This window comes from Rahnella sp. PAMC25559 (genome assembly GCF_050632365.1).
GTDB lineage: Bacteria > Pseudomonadota > Gammaproteobacteria > Enterobacterales > Enterobacteriaceae > Rahnella > Rahnella rivi.
Window position 1 is genome coordinate 4419521 of record NZ_CP192543.1, and the last position, 22006, is coordinate 4441526.

General features: G+C 54.3%; 19 protein-coding genes, 2 tRNA genes and 3 rRNA genes. 1 reads left to right on the plus strand and 23 read right to left on the minus strand.

Annotation, left to right across the window (positions count from 1 at the left end; translation table 11 throughout):
* Positions 1–49 precede the first annotated feature (49 nt).
* The gene (gene yafC / locus ACQZQY_RS21360) at positions 50–949 is read left to right on the plus strand and encodes a DNA-binding transcriptional regulator YafC (RefSeq protein ID WP_056781607.1); all 900 of its coding nucleotides are present in this window, start codon (positions 50–52) and stop codon (positions 947–949) included.
* Between the two features lie 39 nt (positions 950–988).
* Here the strand turns inward: yafC and ACQZQY_RS21365 are convergent, their stop codons facing one another.
* The 23 genes from ACQZQY_RS21365 to gmhB form a co-directional block, all read right to left on the minus strand.
* Positions 989–1684, minus strand: a complete 696-nt coding sequence (locus ACQZQY_RS21365; RefSeq protein ID WP_431296376.1) for a 4'-phosphopantetheinyl transferase family protein — start codon at positions 1682–1684, stop codon at positions 989–991.
* A 3-nt stretch (positions 1685–1687) separates the two neighbouring features.
* Complete coding sequence (locus ACQZQY_RS21370) at positions 1688–2917, minus strand: beta-ketoacyl-ACP synthase (RefSeq protein WP_431296377.1); 1230 nt, start codon at positions 2915–2917, stop codon at positions 1688–1690.
* Complete coding sequence (locus ACQZQY_RS21375; protein WP_431296378.1) at positions 2914–3645, minus strand: 3-ketoacyl-ACP reductase FabG2; 732 nt, start codon at positions 3643–3645, stop codon at positions 2914–2916. Before ACQZQY_RS21375 ends, ACQZQY_RS21370 begins: the two co-directional genes overlap by 4 nt.
* Positions 3642–4121, minus strand: a complete 480-nt coding sequence (locus ACQZQY_RS21380; protein WP_431296379.1) for a 3-hydroxy-fatty acyl-ACP dehydratase — start codon at positions 4119–4121, stop codon at positions 3642–3644. The genes ACQZQY_RS21375 and ACQZQY_RS21380 overlap by 4 nt, the downstream gene beginning before the upstream one ends.
* Positions 4118–5290: a beta-ketoacyl-[acyl-carrier-protein] synthase family protein gene (locus ACQZQY_RS21385; RefSeq protein WP_431296380.1), complete on the minus strand. Its 1173-nt coding sequence runs from the start codon at positions 5288–5290 to the stop codon at positions 4118–4120. Before ACQZQY_RS21385 ends, ACQZQY_RS21380 begins: the two co-directional genes overlap by 4 nt.
* 1 nt (position 5291) lies before the next feature.
* Positions 5292–5867, minus strand: a complete 576-nt coding sequence (locus ACQZQY_RS21390; RefSeq protein WP_056781621.1) for a DUF3261 domain-containing protein — start codon at positions 5865–5867, stop codon at positions 5292–5294.
* Positions 5864–8170 carry an MMPL family transporter gene (locus tag ACQZQY_RS21395; RefSeq protein ID WP_431296381.1) on the minus strand — a complete coding sequence of 769 codons (2307 nt, stop codon included), beginning with the start codon at positions 8168–8170 and terminating at the stop codon, positions 5864–5866. Before ACQZQY_RS21395 ends, ACQZQY_RS21390 begins: the two co-directional genes overlap by 4 nt.
* The gene (locus ACQZQY_RS21400; RefSeq protein ID WP_122097345.1) at positions 8160–8765 is read right to left on the minus strand and encodes a LolA family protein; all 606 of its coding nucleotides are present in this window, start codon (positions 8763–8765) and stop codon (positions 8160–8162) included. Before ACQZQY_RS21400 ends, ACQZQY_RS21395 begins: the two co-directional genes overlap by 11 nt.
* Positions 8762–9205, minus strand: a complete 444-nt coding sequence (locus tag ACQZQY_RS21405; RefSeq protein ID WP_122097344.1) for an acyl-CoA thioesterase — start codon at positions 9203–9205, stop codon at positions 8762–8764. The genes ACQZQY_RS21400 and ACQZQY_RS21405 overlap by 4 nt, the downstream gene beginning before the upstream one ends.
* 1 nt (position 9206) lies before the next feature.
* A complete protein-coding gene (locus tag ACQZQY_RS21410; RefSeq protein ID WP_431297227.1) occupies positions 9207–10928 on the minus strand; it encodes a glycosyltransferase family 2 protein in 1722 nt (573 codons plus the stop codon).
* Entirely contained in the window at positions 10925–11269 is a 345-nt protein-coding gene (locus ACQZQY_RS21415; RefSeq protein WP_217204671.1) for a 3-hydroxyacyl-ACP dehydratase FabZ family protein, read from the minus strand. The genes ACQZQY_RS21410 and ACQZQY_RS21415 overlap by 4 nt, the downstream gene beginning before the upstream one ends.
* Positions 11266–12603 (minus strand): AMP-binding protein, encoded by a 1338-nt coding sequence (locus tag ACQZQY_RS21420; RefSeq protein WP_431296382.1) that lies wholly within the window; start codon positions 12601–12603, stop codon positions 11266–11268. The genes ACQZQY_RS21415 and ACQZQY_RS21420 overlap by 4 nt, the downstream gene beginning before the upstream one ends.
* A complete protein-coding gene (locus tag ACQZQY_RS21425; RefSeq protein WP_431296383.1) occupies positions 12600–13178 on the minus strand; it encodes a hypothetical protein in 579 nt (192 codons plus the stop codon). The genes ACQZQY_RS21420 and ACQZQY_RS21425 overlap by 4 nt, the downstream gene beginning before the upstream one ends.
* 5 nt (positions 13179–13183) lie before the next feature.
* Positions 13184–13438, minus strand: a complete 255-nt coding sequence (locus ACQZQY_RS21430; RefSeq protein ID WP_122097331.1) for an acyl carrier protein — start codon at positions 13436–13438, stop codon at positions 13184–13186.
* Between the two features lie 10 nt (positions 13439–13448).
* Positions 13449–13706, minus strand: coding sequence for a phosphopantetheine-binding protein (locus tag ACQZQY_RS21435; protein WP_056781640.1), 258 nt, complete (start codon positions 13704–13706; stop codon positions 13449–13451).
* A gap of 3 nt (positions 13707–13709) precedes the next feature.
* The gene (locus ACQZQY_RS21440) at positions 13710–14525 is read right to left on the minus strand and encodes a lysophospholipid acyltransferase family protein (protein ID WP_431296384.1); all 816 of its coding nucleotides are present in this window, start codon (positions 14523–14525) and stop codon (positions 13710–13712) included.
* Positions 14522–15247: a beta-ketoacyl synthase chain length factor gene (locus ACQZQY_RS21445; protein WP_431296385.1), complete on the minus strand. Its 726-nt coding sequence runs from the start codon at positions 15245–15247 to the stop codon at positions 14522–14524. The genes ACQZQY_RS21440 and ACQZQY_RS21445 overlap by 4 nt, the downstream gene beginning before the upstream one ends.
* Before the next feature lie 436 nt (positions 15248–15683).
* Positions 15684–15760 (minus strand) — tRNA-Asp (locus tag ACQZQY_RS21450).
* A gap of 87 nt (positions 15761–15847) precedes the next feature.
* Positions 15848–15963: ribosomal RNA gene (rrf, locus tag ACQZQY_RS21455) — 5S ribosomal RNA — on the minus strand.
* Between the two features lie 117 nt (positions 15964–16080).
* Positions 16081–18989 (minus strand): 23S ribosomal RNA (locus tag ACQZQY_RS21460).
* Positions 18990–19212: 223 nt separating this feature from the next.
* Positions 19213–19288 (minus strand) — tRNA-Glu (locus tag ACQZQY_RS21465).
* A 142-nt stretch (positions 19289–19430) separates the two neighbouring features.
* Positions 19431–20973 (minus strand): 16S ribosomal RNA (locus ACQZQY_RS21470).
* Together the 16S, 23S and 5S rRNA genes with 2 tRNA genes alongside form the textbook arrangement of a ribosomal RNA operon.
* A gap of 413 nt (positions 20974–21386) precedes the next feature.
* The gene (gene gmhB, locus ACQZQY_RS21475; RefSeq protein ID WP_431296386.1) at positions 21387–21953 is read right to left on the minus strand and encodes a D-glycero-beta-D-manno-heptose 1,7-bisphosphate 7-phosphatase; all 567 of its coding nucleotides are present in this window, start codon (positions 21951–21953) and stop codon (positions 21387–21389) included.
* Positions 21954–22006: the final 53 nt, after the last annotated feature.

Sequence of the window (22006 nt, forward strand, 5' to 3'; positions counted from 1 at the left end):
ATGACAGAAATAACCAAAGTATCAAATGATTTATGCTGGAGTAACATCAATGCGAGCCAGTTCTGAAGAGTTGATGACCTTTGTGACCGTGGTGGAAAGTGGCAGTTTTAGCCGTGCGGCGGAACAGCTTGGGCAGGATAATTCAGTCGTCAGCCGGACGCTGAAACGGCTGGAGCAAAAGCTTGGGATCACCCTGCTCAACCGTACTACGCGCCAGATCAGCCTGACACATGAAGGTGAAAGGTATTTTGTTCGCGTGCAGAAAATCCTGCATGACATGGCTGCCGCCGAAGACGACTTACTGGAAAACCGTGACGATCCGCAGGGATTGCTGCGCGTAGACGCCGCCACGCCGGTGATCCTGCACGTCATTACCCCGCTGGTGGCTGAATTCACCGAACGCTTTCCGAAGATGTCGCTGGCGCTGTTTTCTTCCGAGAGCAACATCAATCTGATCGACCACAAAGTTGATGTGGCGATCCGCGTCGGTGAGCTTGAGGATTCAAGCCTGCGCGCCCGCAAACTGATGCTCAGCTACCGCAGCGTGCTGGCCTCGCCGGAATACCTGAAAAAATGGGGAACGCCGCAAAGCGTCGACGCGTTACTGAAGCACCGTTGTCTGGGGTTTAACGAAGTGGTCGCGCTGAACAAATGGCCGCTGCTGTGCGCCGATGGCCAGCAACTGACGATCACCCCGTTTATCAGTTCCGGCAGCGGCGAAACGCTGCGCAGGCTGTGTTTGCAGGGCAACGGTATCGCCTGTCTGTCGGATTTCATGACCGATGAAGATGTGCAGCGCGGGGATTTAGTCAAACTGCTGGTGCCGGATGTCATGCGCATCGCGATGCCACTGCACGCGGTGTATTACAGCGACCAGCGGGTCAGTACCCGGATTCGGAGTTTCATTGATTTTTTAAGCGAGAAGCTCGGGGATTCTGACAGGAAATAATTCGCGATGAGGTGATGCCGGTTTCGCGGAAATGTCGGTTCATCGGCTCCCGGCATCAAAGGATGTCCAGACGCGCTGACGCTGAGAAATAAGCATTCCGCTGGCGGGTTCAAACCGGTATTCCTCCGGCGCCCCGGCGCCTTGCGGAACGGCCACCGCGCTCATCACCGTGCCACGACTTGCACACCATAACCGGCTGCCGGTCGCTGGCTGCGAGGTAAAACGTCTTGCGGCGGGGTCGAGACGGAGGCGGTCCATTTGCCAGACGCTTGCGCCCTGCTGTTTCAGCCACGCCTCACGTAAACACCAGAGCTGCCAGAAGGCAGTCTGCGGATCGGTCTGCTCCACCATCCACCGGAATTCGCCAGCGCTGAAGGCCGCCTGCGCGATAGCCAGATAACGCGGGCGCGGGCGCATCTGCTCGACGTCGCATCCGGTTTGTCCGGCGTCGCACAGTACCAGTTGCAGACAGTTTTTACTGTGGCTGAGGGAAAAATGCGGCAGGGAGGGATCGACAAACGACGGTTTACCCGTGGCGGAAATCTGCATAGCGGGCAGCATTTCACAGCCTTTAAAAGCCCACATTGCTTGCGCCAGCAGCGCCCTTCCCGCAAGCCATTGCTGCCTGCGGGCGGGGTGGTTCATGCTTTCACTTCGCGCGAGAAGGTCTGCGGGCAAACGCGACAGCGGGAAGCGGTCGTTCAGCTGTGCCGTCACGAAATACGCAGACGTCATCAGTTATGGCCAGCGACGGAAAACCAGCGACGTATTAATGCCGCCAAACGCGAAGTTATTCGACTGAATAAACTCGGTCTGAATATGACGCGATTCGCCCATGATGTAGTCCAGTTCGCCGCACAGCGGATCCGGTTGCGTCAGGTTGATGGTTGGAACAAAGCGATCTTCGCGCATCATTTCCAGCGACATCCAGGCTTCCAGCGCGCCACAGGCGCCGAGCGTATGGCCGAAGTAACTTTTCAGCGACGAAATCGGCGTTCTGTCGCCAAAGACCGCCACCGTCGCCTGACTTTCCGCGATATCCCCGCGATCGGTCGCCGTGCCATGCGCACTGATGTAGCCAATCTCCGCCGCAGAAATACCGGCGTTTTTCAGCGCTTTTTCAATGCAAATTTGCATGGTGGATTGCTGCGGCTGAGTGATGTGCGCAGCGTCGCAGTTGGTGGCGAACCCGACGATCTCGGCATAAATTTTCGCACCCCGCGCGCTGGCGTGTTCGAGGGATTCAAGGATCAGCGCGCCAGCACCTTCGCCAATCACCAGCCCGTCACGCTGCGCATCGAACGGACGGGGAGATAATTCAGGGTGATCGTTTTGCTGGCTGGTAGCGAACAACGTGTCAAAAACCGCGGCTTCCGACGGGCATAACTCTTCCGCACCGCCCGCCACCATCACGGTCTGGTAGCCGTGTTTGATCGCTTCATACGCATAGCCGATGCCCTGGCTGCCCGATGTGCAGGCACTGGACGTCGGGATCACCCGCCCTTTCAGACCAAAGAACAGACCGGCATTCACTGCCGTGGTGTGCGGCATCATCTGCACGTACGTGGTGCCGGTGATGTTGTTGGTGTGCTTTTCCGTCAGCATGGTGGCGAATTCGCTGACAGGCCCGGTGCTGCCGGTGGAAGATCCGAAGGCAATGCCGGTTTCGCCGTTGGTCAGGATCGGATCATCAAGTAAACCCGCCTGTTCCAGGGCCAGTTCCACCGCGCGGGTGGACAGCAGCGAGACACGCCCCATTGAACGGATGCGCTTGCGGGTGTAATGCGCCGGGACAACAAAGTCATCCACCGGCGCACCAAGATGCGTATTCAGCCCCTGATAAATCAGCCATTCGTCCATGTGGCGAACCGCGTTACGCCCCTGCTGCAGGCGGGCGCTGACGTCGTGCCAGTGATTACCGAACGCTGTAATTCCTTTCATGCCGGTGACGACTACACGGTGTGTCATACCATGCCTCCGTTGATGGAAATCACCTGACGGGTAACATAGCCGGCAATATCTGACATCAGATAGCTCGCCAGGCCCGCCACTTCATCGGCGTTGCCCATACGTTTGAGCGGGATCATGCTCATCGCCGCGTCGAACGCCGGTTTTTCCATCTCCAGCATGCCTGTATCGATAAGCCCCGGCGCAATACAGTTCACGGTGATTTTGCGTTTTGCCAGCTCCAGCGACAGCGCCTTACAGGCACCGATAATGCCCGCTTTGGCCGCGCTGTAATTGACCTGCCCGCGGTTACCGGTGATACCCGAAACAGAGGACAGCGCAATAATGCGCCCGCCCTGACGCAGCCCGATCATTGGCATAACGCAGGGATGTAAAACGTTATAGAAACTGTCGAGATTGGTATGGATCACGCCATCCCAGTCTTCATCGGTGAGTGCCGGAAACGCCGCATCGCGGGTAATACCGGCGTTATTAACCACGCCGTAATACGCGCCGTGCGCCTCAATATCACGCTCGATTGCCTCGCGGCACTGCGCACGGTGGCTGATATCAAATTGCACAATACGGCCACTGCCGGCGAATCCGGCGATCTGCTGCAAGGTATCTTCAGCGCCTGTTTTATCGCTGTGGTAGTGAATCGCTACCTCAAAACCGTCTTTCGCCAGCCGGATGGCAATGGCTTTACCGATCCCTTTACTGGCGCCGGTGACTAATACTGAACGCGTCATGCCTGCATCCCCTGAGTTAATTTTATTATTTCGTCCTTGTCTGGCTGATAAGTATTCAGCCGTCCCTGTGCAACCTGTAGGTTGTCTTGTTCACCCTTAATACTGATAACACCTTCAAAACTCGCGATTTTTTCATCGCGTAATACCATCGATACTCTGATTAATAATTCACTGCCCGCCGCAAATTCCGGGACGGCGCATTTAAGACCACGTCCTCCCAGCAGCATACCTAATTGTGGCGGCTCGCCGGATTGTGCGCCATGCCAGCCGCTCCACACGCCAATCGTCTGCGCAATCAGCTCGAGGGAAAACCAGGCAGGCAACGCACCGTCCGCATTCAGAAAGGGGGCCAGTACGCTGTCCTGGCTCACCAAAACGCTGCACAACGCGGTGTCGCGGGTCACTTCAATCACGTTTTCCAGCAAGACCATCGGCTCAGCGTGAGGTAAAAAATCCGCCGCGTTTTGATAACTCATGACGGCCTCCCGATCAGAATGCTGGCATTGTTGCCGCCAAAGGCAAAAGAGTTAGACAGGATCACCGGTCTGGCGAGCGGTTGCCCGGTCGTAGCCAGCCAGATATCCGGCAGGCTGACATCGCGCGAAATCTGTGAAAAATCCTGATGCGGCAGATGAAGAGCCTGCGTCAGGATCAGCCAGCTGAGCGCGGCTTCCGTCGCGCCGGCGGCACCCAGCGTATGGCCGGTGAGATGCTTGGTCGAACTGCACGGCGTGCTGTTGCCAAACAGACGATGTATGACAGCGGCCTCCACCTGATCGTTAAGCGGCGTCGCCGTGCCGTGAGCGTTGATGTACCCCACGTCGCTCGCGGTCAGCCCGGCCATTTTCAGCGCCATCGAGATCGCCCTTTCCGCCCCGAGCCCTTCCGGATGTGGCGCAGACATGTGCCACGCATCGGAAGATTCACCGACGCCGAGCAGTGCGACCTCTGCCGGTTCGCGGGTCAGTAAAATCAGCGCGGAGGCTTCACCGATATTGATGCCATCGCGCCCCTGTCCGAACGGGGCGCACCGCCCATGCGATAACGATTCCAGACTGTTAAAGCCGTTCACGGGCATGCGGCAAAGGCTGTCAGCACCGCCGACAATGGCCGCGTCCACCAGCCCGGCTTCGATCAGTCGCTTGCCGCTGATGATCGCCCGCGCACTGGAGGAACACGCGGTAGACAACGTGTACGCAGGGCCACTCAGATCCAGCAGTTCAGCCATAAACTGCGACGGATCGCCAAGCTCCTGCTGGCGGTAATCGAAGCCCGGCGGGAATTCACCGTGCTGATGTAAATAGCGCACTGCCTCTTCGCCCTCAGCAATGCCAGAGGTGCTGGTGCCCATGATCACCGCAACGCGATCTTTGCCGTACTGCGCGATCGCCGCGCTGACCTGAGATTCGATCTGCGCCAGCGCGGCCAGCAACAGCTGATTATTCCGGCTGCGGTGCGCCATCAGATCACCCGGGATCGCCGGCAGATCGCCCGTGACGGTGCCAAGCCAGACCGGACGGTTTTCCGTCAACCAGCCTTCCTGCAATGACATGCCAGGCGCAGTGCCCGCCGTGAGGTTTTGTGCGATCTGTACAAGATCGTTGCCCAGCGCGTTCACCATGCCCACGGCCGAAAAGTAAATCATGTTAGCCACCGACGTTCTGGATAGTTATCTGGTAATGAAAAGCCTGCTGGGTGATCGACACTGGCTGGCGGGTCGCGCCTTTCGGCAGATAGTCGATGCGGGTGATCGTCGCCCCGTGGTTATCCAGCAACGTGCGGCGAAGCGGTTGATCGTCCAGCCGCCAGCCCGCAGGAAGCAGCGGCTGCCAGCGTTCGACCGGCCAGTAGCTCAGCATGATATCGGCCAGAACCTGATTTGCAGGAGGTAAACCGTCAATTTTTATGGCCTGCTCGGTGTGGATCCCTTGTTGATCGTAGACCACTTTGAACAGACGGATCCCCAGCGGAGAGAGCCCGGCCAGTTGCAGCGATTTGCCATCGGCATTAAGTAAGACCAGCAGCGACTGCTGTTTGCCCTTCACGGTGGCCGTCAGCAACTGTTGCTGACTCACCGGCTTTTCCAGCAGCGGCGAGGGTAATTTCACCTGAACGCCGGGTTTCAGCCAGGCTTGCGGCAGCGTGCTGGCCGGAGGCTGCGTGGCACAACCGCCGAGGCTAAGCACCAGCCAGGCCAGAAGTGGCAACGTGAATCGACTCATTTTCTACGTCCTCGTTTTTTAACCGGCAGAGTCAGCGGTGAGAGCAGGAAGGCCGTCAGAATGCCAAAACTCAGCACGATGCCAAAACTGCTGATCGCCTGCGTGGCGCTGAATACCAGCATCCCGAAGGTCAGCAGCGTCGTCACCACCGCCATGAATACCGCAAACATCGAGGTGGTCGGTGTGCCGCGCGGATTGGTGAAAAACAGCGTGTAGTTAATGCCAATGCCCAGCACCAGGATCAACGCCAGCAAAGAAAACAGATTGAGATTATGCCCGCTGTAGCCGAGCGCCGCGATGCCCGTCGCCAGTGATAAAACAGTCGGCACCAGACAAATCAGCCCGTGCGGCAGGCGGAAACGCCAGAGATACATGACGGCAATCACTGCCACGGCCAGCGCCAGAAGGCCGGTCAGATAAACCCGGTATTGGGAAAAGAGATCGCTGAACTCGGTTTTACGGTCAATCCAGCCCGCGCCCGGCGAGGAATCCGCCAGCGCTGCCATCGCGGCGCTGTCGTGAACGCCACTGACAGGAATGAGTGTCGCGCTGCTCCCGTCCGGCAGGGACAACCATAATAACCGCCAGCCCTGGCTGATGACGCTGTTAAGCCACATCGGAACATCGACCGTTTGCGGACGTAAATCGGGCACAGAAACGCGGATGCCCGCCTGCTCTAACTGAGCCACAATCTGCGGCGCACGCTGCCTGAGCAAGGTTAAATCGCGCTGCTGCTGTGCCTGGGAGGGCAGCCCGAGCATCCGGTAGCCGTCAATCACGCCGCCCGTTTTGGCCTGCGCCAGCTTTGGCCGTAACGCTTCGAGGCGTTGCAGCGTTTGCTCGGCATTTTCGCCATACACCACCAGCCATTTCTGATCGTTAGTTTGCCCGGTCAGCGCGGCAATCTGCTGTTCCTGCTGCTGTAACCCGGCGGGCAGCGATTGTAAATCAGCAATATCATCATTGATTTTAAGCTGAGCTATTCCGCCCGCAGCCACCAGTAAAATCAGGACGGGTAAGCCGATGCGCACCGCTTTCTGGCTGCGCCACGCCAGCAACCAGCGGAAAATCAGGGCAAGCCCCGGTGTCGGCCCTACCGGCAGGCGTTTTGATAAATACGGATACCAGCACATCACCGTTATACAGGCGGCGCTCAGCCCGGCGGCGGCGAATACCGCCAGCTGTTGCAGGCCCGGAAAGGGCGCGATCAGCAGCATCAGATAGGCGGCCACCGTGGTCAGCAGGGCCATGGATAATGCCGGGAACAGTTTTTTCAGGCTGTCCAGCGGCGTGGTCGTGTCGCCGTGAACCCGCCGCTCGGTGAGGAAATAAAGGGTGTAGTCAGCGGAGATCCCGACAATGCTGGTACTCAGCACCAGCGTCATTATGTGAATTTCGCCAAACACCCATAAGGTAAAGACGGTGCCGGATAATGCGCCAATGGCGATAGAAAGCAGACTGAGCAACAACGGCAGCACCGAGCGGAACATCACTAAAATCAGCACGAATACGCCGATCACCGACGCCGCGCCAATGGTGGAAAGATCGTGTTCAGCCTGCTGGCTGGCATAGTTGCTGTAGAAAATTGTGCCGCGCGCCAGCACTTTCGCCCCCGGCCAGCGGGTTTCAAAGGCCTGTTTCACCGCATTCAGGCTGGCGACCGTCTGCCTGCCGGTAGTGATGTCATACGAAGAGGCTTTCAGCTCACCGTGCACTAAATACCAGCTGCGCCCCTGCTTATCACGGGCCATCAGCCAGCCCTGATCGAGCGTCATGCCGCTGCTGTTTTGCTGCTGCGCCATCTGTGACGCGCGGACCAGCAACAGCGGGTCGTGAGCCAGTTCTTTGCCACTGACGCCGGCAAACGCCGAGTAGAGCTGACCGAGGATCCACTGGCTTTGCGCCTCCGCCCCGGTCGTCAGCCGCTGGCGGGTTGCATCATCAAGCAAAGCGTTACGGTGTTGAAAAAAGAACGTGCCCCACTCCTGCTGGCGTTGAGCATCCATCGGCCCTTCCACCTGACTCAGCTCAGGCAACGCCCGCAGCTGTTTCAGCCAGTCGTCAAGCGGCGCAATGCCTGCGCCCTGCGGCGGGCTGACCAGCCACATCAGCTGACGATCGAGGCGCTGCGTGAAACCTTTTACAAACACCTGCGGAACGGTGGTGTTCTGCTGTTGCGGCAGGAGCGCCAGCACGCTGCTGTTAATCTGACTGCGCGGCAGCAGCCAGAATAAGGCGGCGACCAGCAAGGCGATGATCAGCAGCCAGCCTAGTGCGAGGCGACGATGAAGTTCAGGACGCAAAATGGCGTTTCTCGGCGTCAGTCAGCTGGGCTGGCGCCGTTTGCTGGTTGAAGAAGCGGATATGCGTGGCGTCGCCCTGCATGTCATTAATATCGATATTGTTCAGGTAAGTTTCGCCATGCAGCGTGATGCTGCGGAAAAGACGGTTAAGCGGCGAGACTTTCGGCGTCAGGACAAGCGTCCAGGCGCCCTTTCCCTGATCGGTGAAACCGAGCGTGAAATTCTGCTCCAGCACGCGGCGATCGGCATGAAACAATGCGCTCAGCAGCGAGTTGAACTGAAACATCTGCGGGTTGCTTTGCGCGGTGACGACCTGCGGATCCTGCCCCGCCATGATCTGCACCATGCGATTTTCGGTCAGTAATAACGTCAGGCTGAACGGTTTCTCCTGCTGCCACCACAGCCCCTGCTGCTGGGCGATCACCAGATTTCCGCTGGAATTCAGCGGTTGCGCCATGCCGCTGATGGTCCGCTGCTGGGCAAACTCGGCTCTGAGTACCGGCACCTGACTAAAACGCTGCTGTAACTCTTCCAGCGTGACGGCCTGAGCTGCCACGCTGAACACCGCCAGCAGGATAAATAACAGTGATCTCACAGGCTGACTCCCGTTTTATCAAACAACACCTGTGGCGAGACAAAGCACATCTCTTTGGTGGTGGCATCCACCGCCACCTGCAAGGTGTAACCGGTGGTGGTGCGCTTACCGGTTTCGATGTCGAAAATCTGATAGCCGATCCGCAGACGGTTTTCGATTTCCTCCAGCTGTGCGCGCACTTCAATACGTTGCTCGAAGACAACCGGCGCAATGTATTTCAGGCGGGTATCGACGATTGGCCAGACATAGCCTGACGCCAGCATCTGACGGTAACCGTAATCAAACTGCTTCAGCAATTGCTCGCGCGCGACTTCCAGATAACGGAAATAGTTGCCATGCCACACCACGCCCATCGAATCAGCGTCGTGAAAAGGCACGGTGATTTCCACGCGGGTGGAAAATCGCGGATCGTTAAATTGTGGGTCAAGTTTGGACGTCATATCAGTCAGGTTTCCCTTCAGGGGCGTCATCCGCTGGATGCTGCCAGAAATCATAAAAATTGAACCAGTCATGAGGCGCCAGCAGGCTGTAATGCTCAAGACGAGCGGCGTAACGATCGACTGCGTCCTGCAACGCGGGCAGGCGCTGAGCGCGCGGCAGGATCAGCGGGTCGGCAAAATTTTCACAGTAAATGTGCAGTTGCCGTTGCTGCATGATGCCAAACATCAGCATCACCGGCGCACGCAGCGCTGCCGCCAGAATAAAAGGCCCCTGCGGAAACGCGGCCGGCTTGCCAAGAAAATCACTCCAGATCACGCGGGCGTGTTCACCGCGCTGATGGCTGCTGGCGGAGGTACGATCGCCGACGATCGCCACCCATTCTCCTGCATCGAGCTTTTCCTGCAACAGCATCGCCGTATCCGGCCCCATCTTGCTCACCTGAATCAGGTTCACCACCGCCTGCGGATTGATCTCTTTCATCACCTGATTAAAGCGTTCGGCATGGTCGGTGAAAACCAGCGCATTGACGATGATCCGGTGGTTGAGCGCACCCAATGCGCGGCAGGATTCGATATCGCCCAGATGCGAGGCCAGAATAAGCGTTCCACGCCCCGACGCGATGTGAGCCTCGCAAACCTCAGGATTAACCAGTACGGCGTCGGTCAGGGTTTTATCGCCCTGCCAGCTCGCCAGCTTGCTCAGCAAGGATTCCCCAAAACGCATGAAATGACGGAACGTGCCGGTCGGATAAGGCAAAGTCAGGTTTCGCTGCGCGGCGGTGTGGCGGATACGGTCAAGGTAACGGGCTGATGCCCTGCGCTGAGTCTGGCCGGTCAGCCAGAAATACGCGATTACCGGGTAAAGCAGCAGACGAAATGCGCGGTATCCCAGCAGGCGATACACCTTCATCATCAGGCGAATGCCCCACAGCCCCTGACGTTCAGGCGTGGCTGACCAGTGCTGACCGGCAGGCAGATTTTGTCGCTGGCGCAGTAAAAACCCCACGCGCGGCAACATGCCAAAGAACAACCGGGTGTGCATCCATGAAATCTTGATGTTGTCTTTTACGGCATCGAAATGCGAAAGGCCGTCAGCCGGATAGGTCACCTTCGTCGGCAGGAAGCGGCTGCGGGTGCCTTGCCAGTAAAGGCGCACCATAATCTCTGTGTCGAAATCCATCCGCTGCCCGAGGGCATGACTGTCCATCAGCGCCAGGCAGGGTTTGAGAGGGTAAACACGAAAACCACACATGCTGTCTTTGAGCGAAAACGACAAGGTTTCGACCCACACCCAAAAATGCGTGATGTAACGGCCATACAGTCGCGATTTAGGCACGCTGTCATCGTAAACCGGCTGACCGGAGATAAGACAATCCGGATGGCGGCGGGCTTCGTCCAGCATAGCGGGAACGTCTGACAGCTGATGCTGACCGTCGGCATCAACCTGAATGGCGTGAGTGAAACCTTTTTCGGCTGCCAGCCGCAACGCCTTCATGACCGCCATCCCTTTGCCCTGATTCGACGGCAGACGCGTCAGGCTCATCCACGGCATCACGGCAGCCAGCCGTTGCAGCTCATCGGCAGTCGCCGCATCACTGCCGTCATCGACGACGAGGCAGGTCAAACCCAAAGGCCGGAGATTTTCCAGCACCCGTGCCATCATTGCGCCGTGGTTGTAGCACGGAATAATCAGGCAGGGAGAAAAAGCCTCGTGCTGATTCATGGACATAAGCTGATTTTCCCGCTGCTGGCGACCACGTCGCCCAGACTGTATCGGAAAACCAGCCGGTGTTTTTCTTTCAGCCAGTCAATCTGCACCCTGACGGTTTCACCGGGCAACAGAGGCCGCTGGAATTTCACCACTTCCATACCGGAAAACCTGTTGTCCAGCCCGAAAACGGCACTGGCGTATTCCATCACCCAGTTTATCTGCGTGACGCCCGGCAAAATCGGCGAGGAGGGAAAATGACCTTTGAACCAGAATAAATCTGCCGGAAGCCGTAATTCGAGGATCAGGCTGCTGTCGCTGATTTGTTGCTGACTGAGCACTTCAGGCATCTTCATAAAAACATTTCCTGTAATTCAGCCGCAGCGCGCTTGCCTTGCTGGTTGAGAGGGATGGCCGGGACAATGCGCCAGTAACGCGGCAGAGACACCGGCGACAACCAGTCACGCAGCGCTTGCCGAAGTTGACCGATAAAAGGGTTATGCCCCTGCGCCCTGTGTTGTTGGTCACCCGCAGGGCTCAGAACCAGCACTGCCGCGATGTAAACTCTACCCTGCTTTTCTATGGTCATGATACAGGCTTCGGACACCGCCTCCAGTGCGCACAGGCGTTGCTCTATTTCACTGAGCGAGATTCGCTGCTCGGCAATTTTCACAATCCGATCTTTACGTCCCAGCAAATGGAAATGGCGCCGGTCTGGCAGAATGTCGACCTCATCACTGAGAATCATGCCTTCAGGTTGCGGGATTAGCGGGGACATCAGTGCAACGTGGCCATCAAGACGGTGTTCGAAAGCGATGTCGCTGAACAGCGTCCAGGGCTCATCAGACTGGCGATGGGCGATCACCCCCGTTTCTGTCGTCCCGTAAATCTCCCGCGGAAAACAACCACAGGTTGTCGCAGTTAATTGCGCACCCTGACGGGACAGCGGACCTCCGGCAGAAAAGACGCTCCGCAGGCTGGCCGGTTCCAGCGCAGGGTCCAGTCGTTTAAGAAACGCCGGGCTGCTGGTCAGCACTAAAGTGCGGACGCGGGAAAGCGTCACCAACTGCTCATGGTATTCGACACTTTTCACATAAAAAGGCAGGCCCAGCGTCAGGGGCAACATGAAGGCAAAAGTCAGCCCATACATATGATGCGGGGCAACGGTCGCCGCAAAATAACTCCCCCGGAGATCTTCCCCCCAAAGCGCAGCAAGCCACCGGCTTTCACATTCGAGAGAGGAAACCAGTTTAATGATTTTTTGCGGTTTGCCGGTCGAGCCTGAGGTAAATAAAATCAGCGATGCATTTTCCGGCCATGCCGGTAATGATGAAAAGGAGGGGCTGGCATCACAGGGAAAGGTCAGTGTCGGGCAACCGGGTGACAGCGGGAGATCGGTGATCAGCGCGTCGAATTCTTCCAGCTGCTCTGCCAGGACGGCCTGACGAAAATGGCCGGGCAACACCGGCGTTCTTCCACTGTAAATCACCGCCAGCAAAGCAACGGCGAAGGCATAATTGTCTTGCAGGCAAATGGCCCAGCGCTGATGTGGGGTGACGGTTATCTGACTGATGAATGAGAGCACATCGTGGCGTAACTCAGCCTGCCGCCATGACCGGGTTTCGCTCCAGGCAACCATATGATCATCGGCTCTCTGTGCACTCAGCCACTGGCCCATTGGGAGCGTCATAACCGTTGCAGACGCTTTCTGACTATCCATTCAATACCCATCAATAAGCCGATTAGCAGATAACTTATCCCGCCGTTATACAGCGCCCAAAGAGCCACATCTCCTTTAAGGCAGGTATATAAAGCGAGAAAACCGTTACACACAAAAAAGAGGCACCAGACTTGCGTGACGCGCCGGGTATAAATGACACCTGCAGGGGATAAATCCGGTTCACTGAGTCTGGCCAGGCGCTCAACAACAGATTGCCGCGCGCGTAATGAACTGAAAAACAGAAAAAACAGCAAGGTATTTACCGCAACCGGGTAATACAACAGCAAGGACGTTTCGCGTAACAGCGCACTGATCGCCACCAGGACAATGCCCGCTGCAGCAATCGCTTTACCAAAGAAGGTGAGCTGGCTGAGCTTACCGCGAAAAGTCAGCAGGCGCAGAATAAAAACCAGCCCCAGTAACGGGGCAAGAATGCCGATCCCCCAGGTTTTTAAACCGCTCCATACCGCGAAGGGATAGGCAACTATCGCCACGATCGTTACCCAGCGGATAATCGTGGCGACCCTGTTACGGGCTTCAGACACGGCGATTACTGCGCGGGGGTGTTAAGTAATTCATCAATGGCATCCACAACATCCTGAACGGTGCGCACCGATTTAAACATTTCAGGTTTAATCTTTCGCCCGGTGGTCTTCTGCAAATGAACAACCAAATCCACAGCATCAATGCTGTCTAATTCCAGATCTTCATATAATTTTGCATCTGGTTTGATATCACTTTCATCCACTTCAAACAGCTTGATTAATAACTCGCTAATTTGATTGTAAATTTCTTGCTTCTGCATAGGAATCTCTTTAACCACGCTGCACTGATATAAATCGGGCGAGGGTTTCAACAGAATAAAAATGCTCACGCATTTCCTGGCTTTCTGCCGAAAGGGTCACGCCGTATTGCTTTTTGAAAGCCAAACCTAATTCAAGGGCATCAATAGAGTCTAGTCCTAAACCATCACCGAAAAGTGGCGCCTCAGTCTCTATCTCATCAGGCGTCATACCCTCAAGATTGAGGGTGGTGATGATAAGTTCTTTTATCTCGTGGCTTAATGGATCCATGACTTATTTCTCGTTATTTTGAATATTGCTGCGCATCAGCTCGGTGCGTAAATGCTGTGTCAGGCGTCTTGCTGCCAACGCTGGCGAAAGATCATGGTCATCCATAAAATCGATAACGTTAACTTTATCGGCAACCGTAATAATAAATTGAGGTTTGACCCGCGGAATTTGATACCACTTCCCCTGCTTGGTCAGCATCGGAGGCTGACAGGAGATATGGACAATCCGCACATCACAACCCGCCCTCACCGCAATATTTGCGGCCCCGCGTTGCAAGGTCATTTCCTGGCCTGGCAAAGAGCGCGTGCCTTCCGGGAAAATCAGCAGGGTTCCACCGGCTTGCAAGCGGGCTTCACAGGCAAGCAGTAATGTTTCCGAACCGGCATTCACCAGATACCCTGCCGCTTTAATCACGCCGCGCAAAAACGGGTTCTGTAATAAAGCCTGCTTGACGATGCAATCACAGCGCGGCATTCGCGACGCAAGGATCACATAGTCGAGAAGGCTTGGATGGTTAGCCACGACCAGACAGCCAGCATCCTGCTTAAACTTCTCATCACCGATGAAGCAAAAATCCATCACTCCAAATAGCCGCAATCCACCCAGGAAAAAACGGAAGCTGTTACGGATACTGTTCAGCGTCATACGGTGCAAAGTTTCAGGCTGACGAATGACCAGCCGCAACAGGTTAAACCATATGATTGAAAGCAGCAGTCCGCCGATTCCGAAAAGCGCAAAAAAGAGGCCTGTTACCCCCCATCGCCACAGCCGGTTCACAAGACAAAACGCATCATAGGGCAACCCAGAGACTCTTCTCACAAATTATGCTTCCAGTGCCAGCGTCGGCCATTATTCATATCAACATCAAAGGAAGGAGACGAAGTGAGATAACCGCGCAAGAATTGCAGACTCTGAGGAACGTTCTGCACACAGTCATTGCCCGTGGAAAGTATGTCACTACATTGCCAGCCATCACCAGCGGCTATTAATATTCCTACAGCATAAGGTAAAAACTCAGAATTTACCGATTTGTCATAAATAGCAGGTATTTCACCGTCAAAGTCGATCAACATGACACGCGCGGCCCCGCCAGCCAGCATTGATTGCGCTTCGATTATTCCTTGCTGAAAACTATTGCCGCCTGCCGCTAATGACGTCACAGGCAGCGGGTTTTTACTGATAATGGTCAGCCAGCCAGCGGCAGTATTATGCACTGACATTGAGAATTCAGTCGGCGAAGTAGGGAGATTTTCGGCCAGGGCATTCAGAATTCGCCCTGAGCGCTCAAGCTCACCATGACGGCTGGTAAAAATAGCCGCATCGATATCATGCGCAGCGAGTAACGAAAGGCCCGTTTCAACGGCAAATCGACTTCCGATACTCATACGCCGTGCAGCCATCATCGGGATCTGCGGCGTCTTGGGATGTTCACCGGAAAAGTGAACAATATCAGACTGATTAGCCCACTGGATCCAATGTTCACAACTGTCTTTTCCCGGAGCGAGAGCCTGCCAGTGAAGTATATCCAGTGAGAATTTCATGGTGACTTATCTTAATAAATTTGCCGGGTTAAGATTCTATGACATTTGACTGAGGATGGCATCCGCAATCTATGAAATCGTCATCGCTAAATTTATTTTGGTTTATATTTTAAAACGTAAGAAATATTAGCATTTAATATCAGTTTTAATAAACTGAGCATGTTCATTAATATAGAAAATACCACGGGTATTTCTCAAACAAAACATAAACGGGATTGGTTATTATTCTTTTAGTGTTTATTAGCCAAAACTGATATTAAATTTCACTTAACTCCCGCATCAGATAAATCGCAGAGGTTATCTTAATAAACGTTTAAGGTCAGTATTGGTTAAAAAGCGCATACGAGCTTAAAATTTCCGAGCAAAATGTGCACAACCTGCTGAAAGCAGACGCAAAAAAACCCTGAATCTTTCGATTCAGGGTCTATGCAATAAGTGGCGGAACGGACGGGGCTCGAACCCGCGACCCCCTGCGTGACAGGCAGGTATTCTAACCAACTGAACTACCGCTCCACCGGTTCTTTCACACCCATCAGAAATCGTCTGATGCGCGTTTGTTCCTGTTATTTTCCTTGTCAGGGGAAAAGGAACTAATTTGATGCCTGGCAGTTCCCTACTCTCGCATGGGGAGACCCCACACTACCATCGGCGCTACGGCGTTTCACTTCTGAGTTCGGCATGGGGTCAGGTGGGACCACCGCGCTACTGCCGCCAGGCAAATTCTGTTTCATTCATAACGCGCACCTTAACTCAGGCTTGCACTACGAACCAATCTCGGAACATTCAGCTGAAAATCTACTTCAGAGCCACTCTAAAAACACCTTTGGTGTTGTAAGGTTAAGCCTCTCGGGTCATTAGTACTGGTTAGCTCAATGCATCGCTGCACTTACACACCCAGCCTATCAACGTCTTAGTCTTAAACGTCCCTTCAGGTGGCTTAAAGCCACAGGGAAGACTCATCTCGAGGCAAGTTTCGCGCTTAGATGCTTTCAGCGCTTATCTTTTCCGCATTTAGCTACCGGGCAATGCCATTGGCATGACAACCCGAACACCAGTGATGCGTCCACTCCGGTCCTCTCGTACTAGGAGCAGCCCCTCTCAATCTTCCAACGCCCACGGCAGATAGGGACCGAACTGTCTCACGACGTTCTAAACCCAGCTCGCGTACCACTTTAAACGGCGAACAGCCGTACCCTTGGGACCTACTTCAGCCCCAGGATGTGATGAGCCGACATCGAGGTGCCAAACACCGCCGTCGATATGAACTCTTGGGCGGTATCAGCCTGTTATCCCCGGAGTACCTTTTATCCGTTGAGCGATGGCCCTTCCATTCAGAACCACCGGATCACTATGACCTACTTTCGTACCTGCTCGAGCCGTCACTCTCGCAGTCAAGCTAGCTTATGCCATTGCACTAACCTCACGATGTCCGACCGTGATTAGCTAACCTTCGTGCTCCTCCGTTACTCTTTAGGAGGAGACCGCCCCAGTCAAACTACCCACCAGACACTGTCCTCACCCCGGATTACGGGGCCGAGTTAGAACATCAAACATTAAAGGGTGGTATTTCAAGGTTGGCTCCACGCAGACTGGCGTCCACGCTTCAAAGCCTCCCACCTATCCTACACATCAAGGCTCAATGTTCAGTGTCAAGCTATAGTAAAGGTTCACGGGGTCTTTCCGTCTTGCCGCGGGTACACTGCATCTTCACAGCGAGTTCAATTTCACTGAGTCTCGGGTGGAGACAGCCTGGCCATCATTACGCCATTCGTGCAGGTCGGAACTTACCCGACAAGGAATTTCGCTACCTTAGGACCGTTATAGTTACGGCCGCCGTTTACCGGGGCTTCGATCAAGAGCTTCGCATTGCTGCTAACCCCATCAATTAACCTTCCGGCACCGGGCAGGCGTCACACCGTATACGTCCACTTTCGTGTTTGCACAGTGCTGTGTTTTTATTAAACAGTTGCAGCCAGCTGGTATCTGCGACTGGCTTCAGCTCCGGGAGCAAGTCCCTTCACCTACGCGCCAGCGTGCCTTCTCCCGAAGTTACGGCACCATTTTGCCTAGTTCCTTCACCCGAGTTCTCTCAAGCGCCTGAGTATTCTCTACCTGACCACCTGTGTCGGTTTGGGGTACGATTTCGTGTTACCTGGAGCTTAGAGGCTTTTCCTGGAAGCATGGCATCAACTACTTCACCACCGTAGTGGCTCGTTATCACGCCTCAGGGTTAGTATGCAACCGGATTTACCAAGTCACACCCCCTACACGCTTGAACCGGGACAACCGTCGCCCGGCTAGCCTAGCCTTCTCCGTCCCCCCTTCGCAGTAACACCAAGTGCTGGAATATTAACCAGCTTCCCATCGACTACGCTTTTCAGCCTCGCCTTAGGGGTCGACTCACCCTGCCCCGATTAACGTTGGACAGGAACCCTTGGTCTTCCGGCGTGCGGGTTTTTCACCCGCATTATCGTTACTTATGTCAGCATTCGCACTTCTGATACCTCCAGCAACCCTCACAGGTCACCTTCGACGGCTTACAGAACGCTCCCCTACCCAACAACGCCTAAGCGTCGCTGCCGCAGCTTCGGTGCATGGTTTAGCCCCGTTACATCTTCCGCGCAGGCCGACTCGACCAGTGAGCTATTACGCTTTCTTTAAATGATGGCTGCTTCTAAGCCAACATCCTGGCTGTCTATGCCTTCCCACATCGTTTCCCACTTAACCATGACTTTGGGACCTTAGCTGGCGGTCTGGGTTGTTTCCCTCTTCACGACGGACGTTAGCACCCGCCGTGTGTCTCCCGTGATAACATTCTTCGGTATTCGTAGTTTGCATCGAGTTGGTAAGCCGGGATGGCCCCCTAGTCGAAACAGTGCTCTACCCCCGAAGATGAGTTCACGAGGCGCTACCTAAATAGCTTTCGGGGAGAACCAGCTATCTCCCGGTTTGATTGGCCTTTCACCCCCAGCCACAAGTCATCCGCTAATTTTTCAACATTAGTCGGTTCGGTCCTCCAGTTAGTGTTACCCAACCTTCAACCTGCCCATGGCTAGATCACCGGGTTTCGGGTCTATACCTTGCAACTTGACGCCCAGTTAAGACTCGGTTTCCCTACGGCTCCCCTATACGGTTAACCTTGCTACAAAATATAAGTCGCTGACCCATTATACAAAAGGTACGCAGTCACCCAACAAAGTAGGCTCCCACTGCTTGTACGTACACGGTTTCAGGTTCTATTTCACTCCCCTCGCCGGGGTTCTTTTCGCCTTTCCCTCACGGTACTGGTTCACTATCGGTCAGTCAGGAGTATTTAGCCTTGGAGGATGGTCCCCCCATATTCAGACAGGATGTCACGTGTCCCGCCCTACTCATCGAACTCACAGTGTATGCATTTTTGTGTACGGGACTATCACCCTATACTGTGCGACTTTCCAGACGCTTCCACTAACACATACGCTGATGTTGGTTCTGGGCTCTTCCCCGTTCGCTCGCCGCTACTGGGGGAATCTCGGTTGATTTCTTTTCCTCGGGGTACTTAGATGTTTCAGTTCCCCCGGTTCGCCTTGCATGGCTATGTATTCACCATGCAATAGTGTGTCGAAACACACTGGGTTTCCCCATTCGGGTATCGTCGGTTATAACGGTTCATATCACCTTACCGACGCTTTTCGCAGATTAGCACGCCCTTCATCGCCTCTGACTGCCTAGGCATCCACCGTGTACGCTTAGTCGCTTAACCTCACAACCCGAAGGTGTCTTAAAGACATCGTCGCGCTGCGATTATTTGAGAGACTCTGTTACAGACTAATCCACCACTCAGTACTTCTACGGAGAGTGATGTTCAGCTGTAAACTTTCAATTTTCAGCTTGTTCCAGATTGTTAAAGAGCAATATCTTAAACACGACTCGTTAAAGTCATCTTTAAGATATTCGGTGATAATGTCTTTCACACATTATCGGAGTGGCGTCCCCAAGGGGATTCGAACCCCTGTTACAGCCGTGAAAGGGCAGTGTCCTAGGCCTCTAGACGATGGGGACACGAAAAATCCGCACCAGACCACACCGTGGTTTGGCACTTTTCGCATCAGCGTAAGGTTGCCCTTACCGCATCAACAGGTGCTCTTGCTCATTAATTTCATCAGACAATCTGTGTGGACACTGCACAATGCGTATCTTTAGGTAAGGAGGTGATCCAACCGCAGGTTCCCCTACGGTTACCTTGTTACGACTTCACCCCAGTCATGAATCACAAAGTGGTAAGCGCCCTCCCGAAGGTTAAGCTACCTACTTCTTTTGCAACCCACTCCCATGGTGTGACGGGCGGTGTGTACAAGGCCCGGGAACGTATTCACCGTAGCATTCTGATCTACGATTACTAGCGATTCCGACTTCATGGAGTCGAGTTGCAGACTCCAATCCGGACTACGACATACTTTATGAGGTCCGCTTGCTCTCGCGAGTTTGCTTCTCTTTGTATATGCCATTGTAGCACGTGTGTAGCCCTACTCGTAAGGGCCATGATGACTTGACGTCATCCCCACCTTCCTCCGGTTTATCACCGGCAGTCTCCTTTGAGTTCCCGACATTACTCGCTGGCAACAAAGGATAAGGGTTGCGCTCGTTGCGGGACTTAACCCAACATTTCACAACACGAGCTGACGACAGCCATGCAGCACCTGTCTCAGAGTTCCCGAAGGCACTAAGCTATCTCTAGCGAATTCTCTGGATGTCAAGAGTAGGTAAGGTTCTTCGCGTTGCATCGAATTAAACCACATGCTCCACCGCTTGTGCGGGCCCCCGTCAATTCATTTGAGTTTTAACCTTGCGGCCGTACTCCCCAGGCGGTCGACTTAACGCGTTAGCTCCGGAAGCCACGCCTCAAGGGCACAACCTCCAAGTCGACATCGTTTACAGCGTGGACTACCAGGGTATCTAATCCTGTTTGCTCCCCACGCTTTCGCACCTGAGCGTCAGTCTTTGTCCAGGGGGCCGCCTTCGCCACCGGTATTCCTCCAGATCTCTACGCATTTCACCGCTACACCTGGAATTCTACCCCCCTCTACAAGACTCTAGCTTGCCAGTTTCAAATGCAGTTCCCAAGTTAAGCTCGGGGATTTCACATCTGACTTAACAAACCGCCTGCGTGCGCTTTACGCCCAGTAATTCCGATTAACGCTTGCACCCTCCGTATTACCGCGGCTGCTGGCACGGAGTTAGCCGGTGCTTCTTCTGCGAGTAACGTCAATGCTCAGTGCTATTAACACTGAACCCTTCCTCCTCGCTGAAAGTGCTTTACAACCCTAAGGCCTTCTTCACACACGCGGCATGGCTGCATCAGGCTTGCGCCCATTGTGCAATATTCCCCACTGCTGCCTCCCGTAGGAGTCTGGACCGTGTCTCAGTTCCAGTGTGGCTGGTCATCCTCTCAGACCAGCTAGGGATCGTCGCCTAGGTGAGCCATTACCCCACCTACTAGCTAATCCCATCTGGGCACATCCGATGGCGTGAGGCCCGAAGGTCCCCCACTTTGCTCTTGCGAGGTCATGCGGTATTAGCTACCGTTTCCAGTAGTTATCCCCCTCCATCAGGCAGTTTCCCAGACATTACTCACCCGTCCGCCGCTCGTCACCCAGAGAGCAAGCTCTCCTGTGCTACCGCTCGACTTGCATGTGTTAGGCCTGCCGCCAGCGTTCAATCTGAGCCATGATCAAACTCTTCAATTAAAAGTTCGATTTGCTTAAACAAGTTAAGCGGTGCTCAAAAATTAACTTTCGTAATAATTCACTAAAATGAATTACTGCTTGGTCACTCTTTAAGACTTGATATTTTTTGCCACCGAGGTGGCTGATATCGTCTTGTGAGTGCCCACACAGATTGTCTGATAAATTGTTAAAGAGCAGTGAGTTACGCGCTTTCGCTTGCTAACTCGAGGTGGCGTATATTACGCTTTCCTCATTCAGTGTCAACCGTTTATGTCATCCGGTCATCACTGCTTTTAATCTTTCCGACCCGGTTACTTCGTGATGTTGTTCACGTTGTTCCCTGTCGATGGAGCGGCATTATAGGGAGTTCGATTTGAATGGCAAGCGAATAAATACAGTTTTATTTCGTTTGCCGTTTTTTTATCCAAAGACCCTTATTTCTGCGCTTTTGCTATAAAGGAAGGCAATGCAGCAAGGCTTTCCAATACAGCGTCTGCTGCACTTTCACTTTCTGGTGTAACGGCCTTGCCGGTACGAACCAAAATTTTAGTGCCCACGCCTGCAGCAGCGGCTGCCTGCATATCCTCAAGCTTGTCTCCGATCATATAAGAAGAAGCCATATCGATATTTAGCTCTTCCCGGGCAGTTAAGAACATCCCAGGTAATGGCTTACGGCAGTCGCAAACCTGCGTAAACTCTTTAACGGAACCTTCCGGGTGATGCGGGCAGAAATAGATCCCATCAAGGTCGACACCGCGGTCGGCCAGTGACCAGTCCATCCACTCCGTCAGTGTCATAAACTGTTCTTCAGTGAACTTGCCGCGTGCAATACCCGATTGATTAGTGACGAGTACGAGCAAGAAGCCCATTTCCTTAAGTTTAAGACACGCATCGATGACACCGTCGATAAACTGGAAGTCATCGATTTCATGAACATAGCCGTGATCGACATTCAACGTGCCATCACGGTCGAGAAAGATTGCTGAAACAGGTTGTGCCACGAATTTGCTCCTGATGGCTGATTAACGGCGTCAGTATCGCATGTTTTACGGGT